The 15,348-nt window shown below is 63.6% G+C and carries 10 protein-coding genes; 6 read left to right on the top strand and 4 right to left on the bottom strand.

Features of this window, described 5'->3' with window-relative positions; genetic code table 11:
* Positions 1 to 562 precede the first annotated feature (562 nt).
* The 3 genes from hrpB to AC3WWH_RS12450 all read left to right on the top strand — a co-directional run bounded on the left by hrpB (position 563) and on the right by AC3WWH_RS12450 (position 5,029).
* Positions 563 to 3,022 (top strand): ATP-dependent helicase HrpB, encoded by a 2,460-nt coding sequence (gene hrpB / locus AC3WWH_RS12460; RefSeq protein ID WP_492376987.1) that lies wholly within the window; start codon positions 563 to 565, stop codon positions 3,020 to 3,022.
* Between the two features lie 34 nt (positions 3,023 to 3,056).
* Positions 3,057 to 4,364 carry an ActS/PrrB/RegB family redox-sensitive histidine kinase gene (locus AC3WWH_RS12455; protein WP_058321584.1) on the top strand — a complete coding sequence of 436 codons (1,308 nt, stop codon included), beginning with the start codon at positions 3,057 to 3,059 and terminating at the stop codon, positions 4,362 to 4,364.
* An 80-nt stretch (positions 4,365 to 4,444) separates the two neighbouring features.
* Positions 4,445 to 5,029: an ActR/PrrA/RegA family redox response regulator transcription factor gene (locus AC3WWH_RS12450; RefSeq protein WP_057252080.1), complete on the top strand. Its 585-nt coding sequence runs from the start codon at positions 4,445 to 4,447 to the stop codon at positions 5,027 to 5,029.
* 5 nt (positions 5,030 to 5,034) lie between these two features.
* Here AC3WWH_RS12450 and AC3WWH_RS12445 read toward each other — a convergent pair whose 3' ends face one another.
* Positions 5,035 to 5,568 (bottom strand): MmcB family DNA repair protein, encoded by a 534-nt coding sequence (locus AC3WWH_RS12445; RefSeq protein WP_057252079.1) that lies wholly within the window; start codon positions 5,566 to 5,568, stop codon positions 5,035 to 5,037.
* A gap of 184 nt (positions 5,569 to 5,752) precedes the next feature.
* Here AC3WWH_RS12445 and AC3WWH_RS12440 point away from each other — a divergent pair, with 184 nt between their 5' ends.
* The gene (locus AC3WWH_RS12440) at positions 5,753 to 6,442 is read left to right on the top strand and encodes a L,D-transpeptidase (RefSeq protein ID WP_057252078.1); all 690 of its coding nucleotides are present in this window, start codon (positions 5,753 to 5,755) and stop codon (positions 6,440 to 6,442) included.
* Between the two features lie 274 nt (positions 6,443 to 6,716).
* A complete protein-coding gene (locus AC3WWH_RS12435) occupies positions 6,717 to 8,651 on the top strand; it encodes a HAMP domain-containing methyl-accepting chemotaxis protein (RefSeq protein WP_058321586.1) in 1,935 nt (644 codons plus the stop codon).
* A gap of 117 nt (positions 8,652 to 8,768) precedes the next feature.
* Here the strand turns inward: AC3WWH_RS12435 and AC3WWH_RS12430 are convergent, their stop codons facing one another.
* Both AC3WWH_RS12430 and AC3WWH_RS12425 read right to left on the bottom strand, forming a co-directional pair.
* Positions 8,769 to 10,940, bottom strand: coding sequence for a malate synthase G (locus AC3WWH_RS12430; protein WP_058321587.1), 2,172 nt, complete (start codon positions 10,938 to 10,940; stop codon positions 8,769 to 8,771).
* Positions 10,941 to 11,145: 205 nt separating this feature from the next.
* Complete coding sequence (locus AC3WWH_RS12425) at positions 11,146 to 13,149, bottom strand: hydantoinase/oxoprolinase N-terminal domain-containing protein (protein ID WP_057252075.1); 2,004 nt, start codon at positions 13,147 to 13,149, stop codon at positions 11,146 to 11,148.
* Between the two features lie 151 nt (positions 13,150 to 13,300).
* Here AC3WWH_RS12425 and AC3WWH_RS12420 point away from each other — a divergent pair, with 151 nt between their 5' ends.
* A complete protein-coding gene (locus tag AC3WWH_RS12420) occupies positions 13,301 to 13,930 on the top strand; it encodes a hypothetical protein (RefSeq protein WP_143032928.1) in 630 nt (209 codons plus the stop codon).
* Here AC3WWH_RS12420 and AC3WWH_RS12415 read toward each other — a convergent pair.
* Positions 13,884 to 15,278: a cytochrome P450 gene (locus AC3WWH_RS12415; protein WP_057252073.1), complete on the bottom strand. Its 1,395-nt coding sequence runs from the start codon at positions 15,276 to 15,278 to the stop codon at positions 13,884 to 13,886. The genes AC3WWH_RS12420 and AC3WWH_RS12415 overlap by 47 nt on opposite strands.
* Between the last annotated feature and the right edge of the window lie 70 nt (positions 15,279 to 15,348).

The raw sequence follows: 15,348 nt of genomic DNA, 5'->3' as shown, positions 1-15,348 counted from the left end.
AACTCTAGAGCGAAGGTCGTCGTCGCCAGCAGCGCCGCCGCCCTCGTCAGTGATCGGGCTTATAGACCCCCATCCTCACAGACGTCAACAGCGATCTTCAAAAAAACTTCAAAAAAGAACAAGCCATTGAATCTAAATATGTTTTTCGACTGTTGATAAACTCTGTCGATTTCGAGGAGCGAAAACCTCCGGAATCGCACCGCGAATCTTTGATCAAACGGTCAAATTCCTTCCGGATCGCTGCACGACATCAAACATCGTCGTTTTGTCTCGGAACGATGCGAGCGCTGCCTTAGCTGAAGGACGTCTCGTTCCGCTATATAGGGAGCACTCGGCCAGCCCTGGATCCCAGCCGCAGATCTATGCGAACTTGCTCTTCGCAGGGCACACAAATGGGCGGTGCCTTGCCCTTCGATGGCCTCTTACCGTACTTGCGAGATGTTCGCCGTGCCCGACACAATGACCATATGGCCGGTATATCGATCATTCTTGTGCGCTACGCTCCGCCCGATCCGGACGGCAGAGCGTCACACCACATCGAAAACGGGGCGGAGGCCCAGACGTGACGACACATCTTCCTGCCCTGCCGGTTCGCGAGGTCCTGCCTCAATTGGCGCACGCACTCGCCGCAGGGCCGTCGGCAGTGCTCTCGGCTCCGCCCGGCGCCGGCAAGACGACGCTCGTTCCGCTCTTCCTGCTCGAGCAGGGCTGGGCGAAAGGCGGCAAGATCATTCTGCTTGAACCACGGCGGCTGGCGGCACGGGCTGCCGCCGGACGCATGGCGGAGCTTCTCGGCGAGAAGGTCGGCGAAACCGTCGGCTATCGCATGCGTCTCGACAACCGCATCTCTGCCAGGACGCGCATCGAGGTCGTGACCGAAGGCGTGTTCGCTCGCATGATCCTCGACGACCCGGAACTTAAGGGCGTCGCGGCCGTGCTGTTCGACGAATTCCACGAGCGTTCGCTTGACGCGGACTTCGGCCTCGCGCTCGCACTCGACGTACAGGCGGCGCTGCGCGACGACCTCAAGATCATCGTCATGTCGGCGACGCTCGATGTCGAACGGGTCTCAGGCCTGCTCGGCGGCGCGCCTATCATAGAGAGCCAGGGCCGCAGCTATCCGATCGACATCCGCTACCAGGACCGCGGCGGGGAGAGTGTCGAGGATGCCATGGTGCGCGCCATTGCTGAAGCGCACCGCACGGAAGACGGCTCCGTCCTCGCCTTCCTGCCCGGCCAGGCCGAGATCGCCCGTGTCGCCGCGCGGCTCCAGGACCGCTTCGATGCAAACACGACCGTTGTGCCGCTCTACGGCAACCTGACCCAGAAGGAGCAGGATGCGGCGATCCGCCCGGCGCCCAAGGGAACGCGCAAGATCGTGCTTGCCACCTCGATCGCCGAGACCTCGATCACCATCGACGGCGTGCGCATTATCGTAGACAGCGGCCTGCAGCGACTGCCGGTCTTTGAAGCCGCGACCGGGATCACCCGGCTGGAGACGGTGCGCGTCTCGCGCGCCTCTGCCGATCAACGCGCCGGCCGCGCGGGACGGACGGAACCCGGCATCGCGATCCGCCTCTGGCACAGCGGCCAGACCGCAGCACTTGCCGCCTTTACGCCACCACAGATTCTCGCCAGCGACCTTTCGGGCCTGCTGCTCGACTGCGCCCATTGGGGCGTCAGTGATCCGACCACCCTCGCCTTCATCGACTCACCGCCCGAAACGACGCTGACCGAGGCCAGGAAATTGCTGGCATCGCTCGGCGCGCTCGACCAAGCCGGCGCGTTGACGGCGAAAGGTCGCAAGATCCGCGATCTGGCGTTACCGCCGCGTCTCGCCGCAATGGCGGTTGCCGCAGCCGAAGAGGGCCAGGCTGAAGCTGCGTGTCTGCTCGCGGTCATGCTCACCGAACAGGGCCTCGGCGGCACCAGCATCGATCTCGAAGATCGGCTGCGCCGCTTCCGCCAGGAGCGTGGCGACCGCGCCGAGGCATCGCGCAATCTGGCGCGCCGCATGGCGGCGGAGCTGAAGGGCGCGCCGAAATCTAACGAACCGGTCCAGCCGGGCGCGCTGCTGATGCATGCCTTCCCCGATCGCATCGCGCTTCAGCGCGGCGGCCGCGGCCGGTTCGTGATGGCCAACGGACGCGGCGCGGAGATCCCGGAGACGGAGCGGCTTGCGGCCGCGCCGATGCTTGTCATCGCTGACCTCACGGGACGGGCCGGCGGTCAGCGGGTGCTGGCGGCCGCCGAACTGTCGCGCGCCGAGGTCGAAGAGCATATGCCCGAAGCGATTACCCGCGAAGACCAGAGCTTCTTCGACCGGCAGAGCCGGCAGGTGCGCGCGCGCCGCGTGACCAGGCTCGACGCGATCATCCTCGAGGAGGCGCCGCTTGCCAGGCCAACCGGCGAAGCTACCGCGCGCGCGCTTGCCGACGGCGTGCGCCAGCTCGGCCTCGCCGTCTTGCCGTTTTCGAAAGAGGCGATGCAGATGCGCGACCGCATCGGCTTCCTCAACCGCTCGATCGGCGAGCCTTGGCCGGATGTCTCCGATCAGGCGCTGCTCGATCGTCTCGACGACTGGTTCGTGCCTTTCCAGCATGGCGTCACAGCCATTGCCGACATCAAGGCGTCCAACCTTTCGGACGCCCTGCTCTCCCTCATTCCGCACGAGCGGCAGCGGGAACTCGGCAGGCTCGCCCCGACGCATTTCGAGGCGCCGACCGGGCAAAGGCACCCAATTCACTACGACGGCGACGAGCCGCTTCTGTCGATCCGGGTGCAGGAGCTCTTCGGCCTGAAGATCCACCCGGCGATCGGCGACGGCCGCCTGCCGCTGCTGCTGGAACTGATCTCGCCGGGCCATCGCCCGATCCAGACGACGCGCGACCTGCCCGGCTTCTGGGCGGGCTCGTGGCGGGATGTGCGGGCGGACATGCGCGGCCGCTACCCGAAACACCCCTGGCCCGAAGATCCGGCCAATGCGGCGCCGACGACACGGGCAAAGCCGCGTGGTACATGAGACGAAACCTCCGATGACTGGAATGCAGGCACGAATGACCACAGTTGCGCTCGAACACAACAACGACCAGACCAGTAACCGCAGCCTGCGCCTGCAGACGCTCGTCCGGCTGCGCTGGCTTGCCGTCGGCGGCCAGTCGATCGCCGTCCTCATTACCGCCTTCTGGCTGCAATTTCCGCTGCCGCTGATTTCCTGCCTGGTGCTGATTGCGAGCCTGGCGCTGGTCAACTCCTATGTGACGCTGCGCTATCCGCCAACCCACCGGCTGCAGCCGCCGGCCGCTTTCGCGCTTCTAGGCCTCGATCTCGCGCAGATCACCGGGCTGCTGTACATCACCGGCGGGCTTACCAATCCCTTCGCGCCGCTGCTTTGCGTCCCCGTCATCATCTCTTCGGCATCGCAGCCGAAATCGCACAGCATCATCCTTGCCGGCCTTGCGGTGATTGCGATCACAGCACTTGCCTTCTCGCCCTTTCCACTGCCCTGGTATCCGGGCACGGTGTTGCTGATGCCGCGGGTTTTGACCGCCGGCATCTGGTTTGCGATCGTCTCGATGACCGCCTTTGCCGCCTTCTACACCTACCGCGTCTCCCTGGAAGCGAGCGAACTGTCGGAGGCTCTGACGGCGACAGAACTCGTTCTGCAGCGGGAAAAGCACCTGTCGCAACTCGATGGACTGGCGGCAGCGGCCGCTCACGAACTCGGCACGCCGCTGGCGACCATCAGTGTCGTCGCCAAGGAGATGGAGCGCGAGCTTGGTAACGATCCACGCTTCGGCGAGGACGTGCATCTGCTGCGCAGCCAGAGCGAACGCTGCCGCGATATCCTGAAGCGGCTGACGACGCTCTCCTCCGAAAGCGAGGAGCACATGCGGATGCTGCCGCTGTCGTCGCTGATCGAAGAGGTGATGGCGCCGCACCGCGAGTTCGGCATCCACATCAATCTCGTCGAGAAAGGTGACCGCGCCACCGAGCCGGTCGGCAACCGCAATGCCGGCATCCTTTATGGGCTCGGCAACCTGCTCGAAAATGCTGTCGACTATGCCAAGAAGGAAGTTGCCGTGACGGTCGAGCACACCGCGGACCGCGTGAAAGTGACGATCGAGGACGATGGCGACGGCTTCGCCCCGGATATCCTGCAGCGCATCGGCGAGCCCTATGTGACGCGGCGGCAGAAGGACGACAGCGCCGGTGGCCTCGGGCTCGGCCTCTTCATCGCCAAGACCCTGCTTGAACGTTCGGGCGCGCGCCTGCGCTTCGAAAATGGCGGACCCGACAGGCCAGGCGCCCGGGTCAGCGTCGAATGGCCGCGCGCCCTGATGGATACGAAACTGGCGAAATGACATTTCGCAGTTTATTGAACGAGACCAGAAGAAACCTATAATCTCGGCGAAAGCGCAGGTTTTCGCTCAAGGATTCCAGAATGACCGACAAATCGACAGCTTCGCCCAGCACACCCGCACAGGACGCCGAACTGATCGGACCGGACCGCACCCTGCTGCTCGTCGACGACGACGCACCCTTCCTCAGGCGCCTTGCCCGCGCCATGGAAGCCCGCGGCTTTTCAGTCGACATTGCCGAATCAGTGGCTGAAGGCATTGCCAAGGCCAAGGGCAACCCGCCGAAATATGCCGTCATCGACCTTCGGCTCGGTGATGGCAGCGGTCTCGACGTGATCGAGGCGATCCGCGGACGGCGCGATGACACGCGCATGATCATGCTGACCGGCTACGGCAATATTGCCACCGCCGTAAACGCCGTGAAGCTCGGCGCCGTCGACTATCTTGCCAAGCCGGCCGATGCAGACGACATCTTTGCGGCGCTCGTTCAGCGCCAGGGCGAGCGCGTCGAGCCGCCGGAAAACCCGATGTCGGCCGATCGGGTTCGCTGGGAACACATCCAGCGTGTCTATGAGATGTGCGAGCGCAATGTTTCGGAAACGGCGCGCCGCCTCAACATGCATCGCCGGACGCTGCAACGCATTCTTGCAAAGCGCGCGCCGAAGTAACGGCGTCAGCCGCCGCTGTCGCGGTTGCCCGTGAGGATGTCGCCGATCTGATCGCCGAGTTCGCCGTTGCGCTCGGCTGCCCACTCCGCAAGCATCAGGCGCTGCGCCGCCGTGCGGGCAAAGAGCTGCAAGACCGATTTGCGCGTCGCCGGCGGCAGTTTGTGTTCGGGCGCCTCGCGAACGATGTGCCCTTCATAACCATCCGAAAGCAGCAAGCCGCATTCCTCGGGGAAGATATCGAGCGGCACGCCGGCATGGGTTGCGAAGAACAGCCGGTCGCAATGCTGCCGGTAATCCGGCCATTTGCGGTCGACGCGAAAGTCCTCGATCGAGGTCTTGATCTCGACAATCCAGATTTCGCCCTTGACCGACAGCGAGATCAGGTCGGCGCGCCTCCCGCTCGCCAGCGTCAGTTCAGGCAGGACGGAATGGCGCAGTTCAGCGAAAAGCCGCTGCACGCCGCGACGCACCATCATCGCGCGATTCGACTGTCGGCCGTCGATCAGCGGGTTGTCGTCATGGATGGAGAGGATGGTCATGCGCCCGGTGTCCCTTTGGGCCGGTCATTTTGTTGCAAAAAAACAAGGGTCATGGAATTTGCACTTTCCAGCCAAATTGTGGCCGCGCAATCTCTTGCATAGCACAGACTAATCGAAAATAACCGTAGTCACTGACGGTCGCGGCGACCCAGTTTTTACTTCGCTTCTTTTTTAAGAGACTCCCATGCGCTTCCGCAATGCCTTCCTCTTGTGCGGCCTCGCGGCGACACTCGCTGTTGCCGGCTGCTCGACGACATCGTCCAAGCCCGAAACGGCTGCGAACGAACCCGCTCCCGTAGCGCAAACGGTCGCTACGAATCAGATTTTCAACGGCGATTATGGCGCAGTTGAGGATCACGGTTACGCGCTGCCCGCCATTCCGATCAACAAGGTCGATACCCGGTTCCATCGCCAGATCGTCGACTACACCACCAGCGAGCGCCCTGGAACGATCGTCGTCAACACGCCGAATCGTTTCCTCTATTACGTGCTGCCCGGCGGCAAGGCCGTTCGTTACGGCATCGGCGTCGGCAAGGCCGGCTTTGCATGGGAAGGCGAAGCCTACATTGCCTGGAAGCAGGAATGGCCGATGTGGCATCCGCCGAAGGAAATGGCCGAGCGCAAGCCGGAAGTCGCCAAGTATGTCGAGGAAGGCATGGGTCCCGGCCTCAAGAACCCGCTCGGCGCCCGCGCACTCTATCTCTTCAACGACCAGGGCAAGGACACGCTGTTCCGCCTGCACGGTACGCCGGAATGGTCGTCGATCGGCACCGCCGCTTCGTCCGGCTGCATCCGCCTGATCAACCAGGACATCATCGATCTCTATTCGCGCGTTCGCCCCGGCAAGAACGCCCGCGTCGTCGTCCAGCAGTAACCGGGCTGCATCAGCCATCCGAAGCCGCCGACACCAGTCGGCGGCTTTTTTTACGTCGTTACTCAACCACCATTTGCCGGTGATGCGATGCTGCAACGGAGCGCTTCAACCACGCACAGTTGCCGTTCGAAAACACCCTCAAATCAGGGTCGCGAAAACCGGCTGCGTGACGCGGAAAAGTTCAAATTCGACTTAAATTCAGCCGCTTATTAAGTAAGCGTTATCTAAACAAACGAAAGAGTGTGCCCAGAAATTCCGCTCGGGAGGGACTGGCATGCTGATCAAGACCAAGCTTATCGGCGCGATTGCGCTTCTGTCATCCATAGCCATCGGCATCGCCATTTACAGTCAGAGCACGCTGTCGGAAACCGGCGACATGATGGATGCGGTCTATGCCGATCGCATCGTGCCGCTAAAGAACCTCAAGGCGACTTCCGATGCCTTTGCAGTCTCGATCGTCGATGCTGCACACAAGGTCCGCAACGGCAACGAAACGATGGAGAGCGGGCTTGCCTCGGTCAATGCCGCGCGAGAGACGATCAAGACCAACTGGGATGCCTATGCGGCAACCTCGATGACCGATGAGGAACGACGGCTCGTCGACAATGCGCGGAGCCAGATGGTCGTTGCGATGGATTCGATCATGGCGCTGACGCAAATTCTCTCCGCCAAGGACGAGAAGGCACTCGATGCCTTCGTGCGCGACAAGCTCTATGCGACAATCGATCCGCTGACGGCGACGATCTCCGAGATCTCGGACCTGCAGGTCGAACTTTCCGGCACGGCCTTTGAAGCCAAGCATCGCGAGTTCGAAACGGTGCAGACGCTCAGCATTGCCATCATCGTTCTCGTCATGGCGCTTGCCGGCGGCACCTTCCTTGTGGTGCTGCGCGGCGTCGTCGGACCGCTCGGGCGCCAGATCGCCGCCATGCGCCGGCTGATCGACGGCCACGTCGAAGATGCCGACGAGCCGGTAAACGGCAAGGACGAGATCGCCGACATGGCCCGTGCCATCCAGTCCTTCCGGGAGGCCGCGCGATCGAATCTGCGGCTGCAGGCGGAGGCCGAGGAGACTCTCCGCACCGGCGAGGCCGAGCGCGTTCGCGTGCAGAGACAGGCGGAACAGGACGCACAGCAGCGGCTGACGCAAGCGACCGCCGGTCTTGCCGCCGGGCTGCAGCGGCTTGCCAATGGCGATCTCGCCGTTCGGCTGCACGAGCCCTTCGCCGCCGAGTTCGAACAGCTGCGGCATGACCTCAACAAGGCCGCCGGACAGTTGAACGACGCGCTGCTGGCTGTCGCCGACAGCGCCGGCAACATCGGCATGGGCACGCGCGAGATCAGCCAGAGCGCCGACGATCTCTCCAAGCGGACAGAACAGCAGGCCGCGGCGCTCGAGGAGACAGCCGCCGCGCTCGACCAGATCACCGCCAATGTCAGCAACTCTTCGAGACGGACGGAGGAGGCGCGCGACGTCGCCGGCGAGGCGAAGACCAGCGCGGCCCAGTCGGCCGTCGTCGTCGCCAATGCCGTCGAGGCGATGCGGCGGATCGAAGAATCCTCCAGCCAGATATCCAGCATCATCGGCGTCATCGACGAGATCGCCTTCCAGACGAACCTCCTGGCGCTGAACGCCGGCGTCGAGGCGGCGCGGGCCGGCGAAGCGGGCAAAGGCTTTGCCGTGGTCGCCCAGGAAGTGCGCGAACTTGCCCAGCGCTCGGCCAAGGCCGCGAAGGAAATCAAGGATCTCATCCGCACATCGAGCCAGGAGGTCGAAAACGGCGTGCGCCTGGTGCGCGACACCGGCGAAGCGCTGCAAACGATCGAGGCGCATGTAATCACCATCAACGAACATATGGCTGCGATCGCCACGTCCGCCCGGGAACAGTCCGTGGGCTTGAGCGAGGTCAACACGGCCGTCAACCAAATGGATCAGGTGACGCAGAGGAACGCGGCGATGGTCGAGGAAGCCAATGCCGCCTCCGCCACCCTGGCGCAGGAAGGTACCAACCTGCGTAACCTGATCGGACGCTTCATCCTCGCCGGCGAGACGCAGGCAAAGGGCGGATCGAGGCCTCCTGCCCCGGCAGCCGCTGCAACCGCAGTCCGCGACCAGGGGCGGACTGTTGCCCAGGCAGCCCGGCGACCAGCCGTCTATGCAACACAGGGCAACGCCGCACTCGCCACAGACGGCTGGGCCGAATTTTAGGCCACCGGCGGAGACGACTGGCGGGCGCATGGAGGCTGGGACCGCGCTTGAAAAAACAGAGCCGTGCGTTCAGACGAACACACGGCCCTGCACCAATATTCAGACGTCAGGGATGAATCAGGCGGCGTTCAGCGCCTTCAGCTCCAGCCGACGGCGGTGGAGGACTGGCTCGGTGTAGCCGTTCGGCTGCTCGCGACCCTTGAGAACCAGGTCGAGGGCCGCCTGGAAGGCGATCGAGCCGTCGAAATTGCCGGCGATCGCGACATAGAGCGGATCGTCGGCGTTCTGTCCGTCGACGACGGCGGCCATGCGCTTCATCGTGTCGACGACCTGGGCTTCGGTGACGACGCCGTGGTGCAGCCAGTTGGCCATGTGCTGGGCGGAGATGCGCAGCGTCGCGCGGTCTTCCATCAGGCCGACATTGTTGATGTCGGGCACCTTCGAGCAGCCGACGCCCTGGTCGACCCAGCGCACGACGTAGCCCAGGATCCCTTGAGCGTTGTTGTCGAGTTCGCGCTGGATCTCCTCCGGCGTCCAGTTCGGCCGGACCGCAACCGGCACCGACAGAATGTCGGAGAGCTTGGCGCGGGTGCGGCTCTTCAGGCTTGCCTGGACCTCGGCGACATTGACGCGGTGGTAATGCGTCGCATGCAACGTCGCGGCCGTCGGCGACGGAACCCAGGCGGTGTTGGCGCCGGCCTTCGGGTGGGCGATCTTCTGCTCGAGCATCGCTGCCATCAGATCGGGCATGGCCCACATGCCCTTGCCGATCTGGGCGTGGCCGGAAAGGCCGCACTCGAGGCCGATATCGACGTTCCAGTTTTCGTACGCGCCGATCCAGGCAGCCTGCTTCATGTCGCCCTTGCGGATCATCGGGCCGGCTTCCATCGAGGTATGGATCTCGTCGCCGGTGCGATCGAGGAAGCCGGTGTTGATGAAGACGACGCGCTCGCGGGCAGCGCGGATGCATTCCTTGAGGTTGACCGTGGTGCGGCGCTCCTCGTCCATGATGCCCATCTTCATGGTGTTGGCTGGCATGCCGAGCGCCTTTTCGACGCGCGTGAAGATCTCGCAGGCAAAGGCGACTTCTTCCGGTCCGTGCATCTTCGGCTTGACGACATACATCGATCCCTCGCGGGAGTTCATGCGGCGGCCGCCGTTGCCGATATCGTGCAGGGCAATCAGCGCGGTGACCATGGCGTCCATGATACCCTCGGGCACTTCCTTGCCGTCGCGGTCGAGGATAGCCGGATTCGTCATGAGGTGTCCGACATTGCGGACCAGCATCAGCGACCGGCCGGGGAGCGACAGCGTGCCGCCTGAAGCGGCCTGATAGGTGCGGTCGGCATTGAGGCGGCGGGTGAAGGTCTTGCCGCCCTTGGCGACTTCTTCTTCGAGGTCGCCCTTCATCAGGCCGAGCCAGTTGCCGTAGACGACGACCTTGTCTTCGGCATCGACGGCCGCGACCGAATCTTCGCAATCCATGATCGTGGTGATCGCCGATTCGAGGATGACGTCCGAGATACCGGCCGGGTCCTCCTTGCCGATCGGCGTGGAGGCGTCGAGGACGACGATCGCATGCAGATTATTGTGCCGGAGAACGATCTCCGACCGCGTGCCTTCGGCGCCGGAATAGCCGGCGAATTGAGCGGCGTTGCGCAGCGTCGTGTTCGAGCCGTCCTTAAGGCCAATCTCCAGCGCGCCACCCGCAACCTTGAGCGAGGTGACGTCGGCCCAATTACCCTTCGCCAGCGGGGCGCTGGCATCGAGGAAGTCGCGTGCCCAGGCGATGACCTTGGCGCCGCGCTTTGGATTGTAACCGCGGCCCTTCTCGGCGCCATCGGCGTCCGAAATCGCGTCCGTACCGTAGAGCGCGTCATAGAGCGAGCCCCAGCGCGCATTGGCAGCGTTGAGCGCATAGCGCGCATTCATGACCGGGACGACGAGCTGCGGACCGGCGATCGTCGCGATTTCCGGATCAACATTGGCGGTCGAAACGCTGAAGTCGCCACCTTCCGACAGCAGGTAGCCGATATCGCGGAGAAAGGCCTGGTAGGTCTCGATGTCGCTGGGGGCGCCGTTCTGCCTGTACCAGGCGTCGAGTTTGGCCTGCAGCTCGTCGCGCTTGGCGAGCAGCGCCCGGTTCTTCGGCGCCAGATCGTGCACGAGGGCGGAAAGCTGCTCGAAGAAATGTTCTGCATCGATGCCGGTGCCCGGCATCGCCTCTTCCACCAGGAAGCGATGGAGACCCGCATCTATCTTCAACCCAAACTTCTCAATGCGGTCCATCTGCCAACTCCTTGAAATAGACGTAAGGAGCGTCACCGATCCGGACGGATGCGATGAGAACGCCCCAACATGTTGATCTTGCGCCTGTAGCCGATCGCGGACCAGCCCATGCGCAACGCGCGCGTGAAACGGCCGCAGTTTCTCACCAATTCATTCCCTGTCAATTCTGCAAGGATGCGAAGAATTGTTTCCGAAATGGAAAAGATCAGTCGTGGGCAATGCGCGGACGTCCGCTGGCGGACGCGATGAACCGGGCCTCGATCAGCTTGCGGCTGCCCTCGACTTCCGGCGCATCGATTTCCTCGCGCAGCATCGAAGCGGGATCGTCCGCTCCATTGGTGCGCGCCGTTTCCAGCGCCACGGCTTCGGCTCGCCGCCGGGCGGCGCCGAAAGCCTGTTCCTGGTCGAGAAACCGTTCGCTGGCCCCGGCACCGTTGACGACGAAGATGCCTTCCTCCGGCATCGTCACGAAAACCGTGACCGTAGCGCTGACCTGGCCGACCACGGCGCCAACGGCATTGGCGACGCCGGCCTCTTCGGGAATGGCGGCATCCGTTCCGAGCATCTCGGCGATATCAGGGTAATAAACCGGCGCCGAAGCGCCGAGGCCGACGAGCGGACGGTCGAGACCAAGCGAGAAGCGGACGATGCCCGGCGTGCGCGTGAGCGCCCGGTCGACGGCCTGCGAAACGGCGGGATCGATCGCGCCGGCGCCATCTTCACCGAGACAGGCCTGCAGGATGACCTCCGAGGATTGCCGCGTCAGCCGGTCGACGATCATCTGCGCCATGGCTTCCGGGGAGGAAGCGATTGGCTGACCGGAGCCGTCGCGGGTGCGCGCTGCAAGCTGAATGCCAAGCTGAGCCGCTTCAAGGTTCCATTGCGATTGCCGGCCGAGCACATGCATGGCGTCCGACGGCGTCAGGCCACAGATATGCACGAGCCCGCGCCCCACCAGCCGATCGAGCGTCGCCTTCTGCGGGGTCGAGACCAACAGGGTCTCCAACGCCAGCGGAACCGCACCGATGCGCTCATAGAGCGCCTGCTCCTGCGGTTGCAGGCCGCTGGCAAGGTGATCCGGCAGGCCGGTGCGGACCGCAAACCGTCCATTGTTGCGCCCGGTATGCTGGGCGCGCATCTGTTTTTCGAGCACCGAGATGACGGCGTCGCCATGCAGGGCGGCGGCGAGGCTGAGCGGCATCAGCCGGCGCGGCCCGAGATCGATCTTCGCCTTCAAGCCGCGGTCGTTGATGCGCACTTCCGAATCGCCGCCCAGGCCATAGGTCCGCATCGCCACCGCCTCGACCATGGTGCGGAAGCCGCCGACGACCGCGCCCTCGGCATCGAGCCGCGGACGCCCGCCTTCCAGAACCGCGACGTCGGTCGTGGTGCCGCCGATATCGGAGACCACCGCATTGTCGAGGCCGGTCAGATGCCGCGCGCCGACAAGGCTTGCGGCCGGACCGGAGAGGATCGTCTCGATCGGGCGCAGCCGCGCCTCCTCCGCCGAGATCAAGGCGCCGTCACCGCGCACGACCATCATCGGCACGTCGATGCCACGCGCCTTCAGGAAGCCTTCACAGGAGCCGATCAGCCGGTCGATCATCGACACCAGCCGGGCGTTGAGCAGGGTCGTCAAGGCACGGCGCGGGCCGCCGAGCTTCGAGGACAGTTCATGGCTGCAGGTCACCGGCAGATGCGAGACTTCGCGAATGCGGTCGCGGACGCGCTTTTCATGATCCGGATTCCGAACGGCGAAGTAGCCGGCAATGGCGAAGGAGGAGACCTGGCCGGCAAGCGCCGGCAGCGTGGCATCGAGCTCGCTCATGTCGAGTGGGGTTTCGCCGCCGTGCACATTGTGGCCGCCCGGCAGGAAGATCACCGGATCGGAGCCCAGCGCCTCCAAGAGACCATCGCGCTTCAGATCGTCGGGGCCAAAGCCGATCATGACAAGACCGGCGCGGCCGCCCTGCCCTTCGACGAGCGCATTGGTTGCAAGCGTCGTCGACAGCGAGACCATGCTGATTGCAGAAACCGGCACTTTCGCCTGATCGAGCACCGCTTCGACCGCGCCGGAAATACCGACTGCGAGGTCGTGGCGGGTCGTAAGCGCCTTGGCTTTGGCGACCACCCCTTGCGTTTCCGAGAAGAGAGCGGCGTCGGTATAGGTGCCGCCGGTGTCGATGCCGAGAAGAAAATGAGAGGTCAATTCGCGCAGTCCGGAATTCGCGCGGGGCGCAAGGCCCCGGGTTCAATGGGGATCGATGCGGTGATATGACATATTTCAAGAGAAAACCATCGTGCCGCAGACATAGATGATCAACTGGGCGACACGGGTCAAAAGATGGGGACACCTGCGCATGCTCGAAGGCCGCCGTCCGTCTATTTTCGTCTGGCTCCCGTTTGCCGCTTTCATCTGGTTTCCGCTGAACCTGGCCCAAGCACAGGACGCGGAGGAAGAAGAGTACAAGCCGCAACTTCCGGATGTCGCGATCTACAAGGCGATGCTCGACGCCAACAAGCAGACCGGCTGGGTGCAGTTTCGCGACTATGACGACCGGCAACTGATCTACTTCACCGCATTGCAGACGATGCATTGCCGGCTATCGGAAATTCGATATTCGATCAATTCGGACACGCTCGATCAGCGCTTTCCGCTGGCGAAGTGCAATCCGCAGATCCCGTTCAACCTGCCGGCCGATGAGACGGCCGAGTATGTCTATATCTCGCTGCCGGCCGACACCGCGAAGACGCTGACGATCCAGGCGGTGTGGGACGATGGTGCCGGAAGCGAGATTGTCGTCTACAAACCGTGCGACAATGTCGGCGACGCCACCTGCGCCCAGATCAAGACGATCAAGAAACCGTCGAAGATACTGCAGCAGCCGAAGCCGGCCGACTCGCCGGTGCGCTCGGTACAGTCGCCGATCCCCGGCAAGACCTTCAGCGAACCGACACCTTCATCGGCAACCCGCCCCGCGGTTGAGTAGTGAGGCGCTGCACCGGCCAGGGATTTGTCTCCTCGGTCAGATCGAAACGGTAGCGATGCATCATCACGGCGAGCGCGATCACGGCTTCCTGTAGCGCGAAAGTGGCGCCGATGCAGACGCGCGGGCCGGCGCCGAAGGGCAAATATTGGTAACGATGCAGCTTCTCGCGGTTCTCCGGCAGGAAACGCTCGGGCATGAACGCGCGGGGCTTATCCCAGTAAAGAACGTGGCGGTGCAGCGTCCACGGCATGATCAGCACCGCGATGCCCTTGGGGATGCGTACCCGCTTTCCGGTGGGGGAAGTCCACTCGTCCTCTTCGATCGCGGCCCGGTTGATCGACGGCGCCGGCGGATAGAGCCGCATCGCCTCCTCGAAGGCGGCAAGGACATGCGGCATCAGGCCGAGCCATTCGACCGGATCGGCACCGCTTGCGATCGCGGCATCGATCTCGGCCTCCATCGTCTCGCGATAGGCCGGCGTGTTGGCGATGCAATAGAGCGTCCAGGCGAGCGCCCGGGCGGTTGTCTCGTGCCCGGCACCGATGAAGGTCAGGATGTTATCCTCGATCTCCGCAGTCGAAAGGCCCTGACTGCCCTCGATCTCCAAAAGCAGGGTCAGGAAATCCTTGGGCGTGCCCTCGGGATCCGCCGCCATCTTGCGCCGCCGGATCGCCATGGTCTCGGACACGATCGAGCGGAACCGGTTCATCACCTTCTTGCCGCCGATCCGGGTTGGGCGCGGTATCCATTCCGGCGCGAGCAGAATGTCCATGGGATCGACGCGGCCCATGCGGTGCAGGAGTTCCTCGACGCTCTGGACAAACCCTTCCCGCTCCACCGCCACCTCACCGGAAAACAGCGTTTCGGCAAGAATGTCGAAGGTGAGTTCCGTCATGTCGTTGGCGATGTTGGTCGTGAACGGAGCTGTCTTGGCGCCGGCATAGCGCTCGACGAATGCTTCCGAGCTTCGCAACATCTGGCCTGCGAAACCCTTGGCGTGGCGCGGTGTGAACACCGGCGCCATGGCTTTCCGCGAGCGCTTCCAGACCTCGCCTTCGGCCGTCAGCAAGCCGTCGCGCAGGATCGGCCTGAGGATCAGCCGGCGAACCTTCGACATTTCGTAGTTGCCGACATTGTCGACGAGGATGTGACGGATGAGACCGGGATCGTTGACGATCAAAGTGCGCTGGGTGACGAACTTCGTCTCGATCCAGGGCAAGGTGTAGGATGGCTCGCCCCACAGTTCGAGCGGATTGCGTAAGACCGTCCTGATGATCTGCAGGTAGGAAGGGATGCCCACTCGAGGAACGGGAGCCGGCGGTTCGAAGGGCTCCGGACGCATGTCCATGGTGATTGCCTTTCTCGATTGCGCCAATGATTTCAGGTTTTTACGGCGCAATCAAGGAAAGTGCTTCACG

The sequence above is a fragment of the Ensifer sp. EB106-03-01-XG145 genome, from assembly GCF_058792075.1.
The sequence above is the reverse complement of the archived record's forward strand: the minus strand, read 5'-3'. Positions and strand labels throughout refer to the sequence as shown.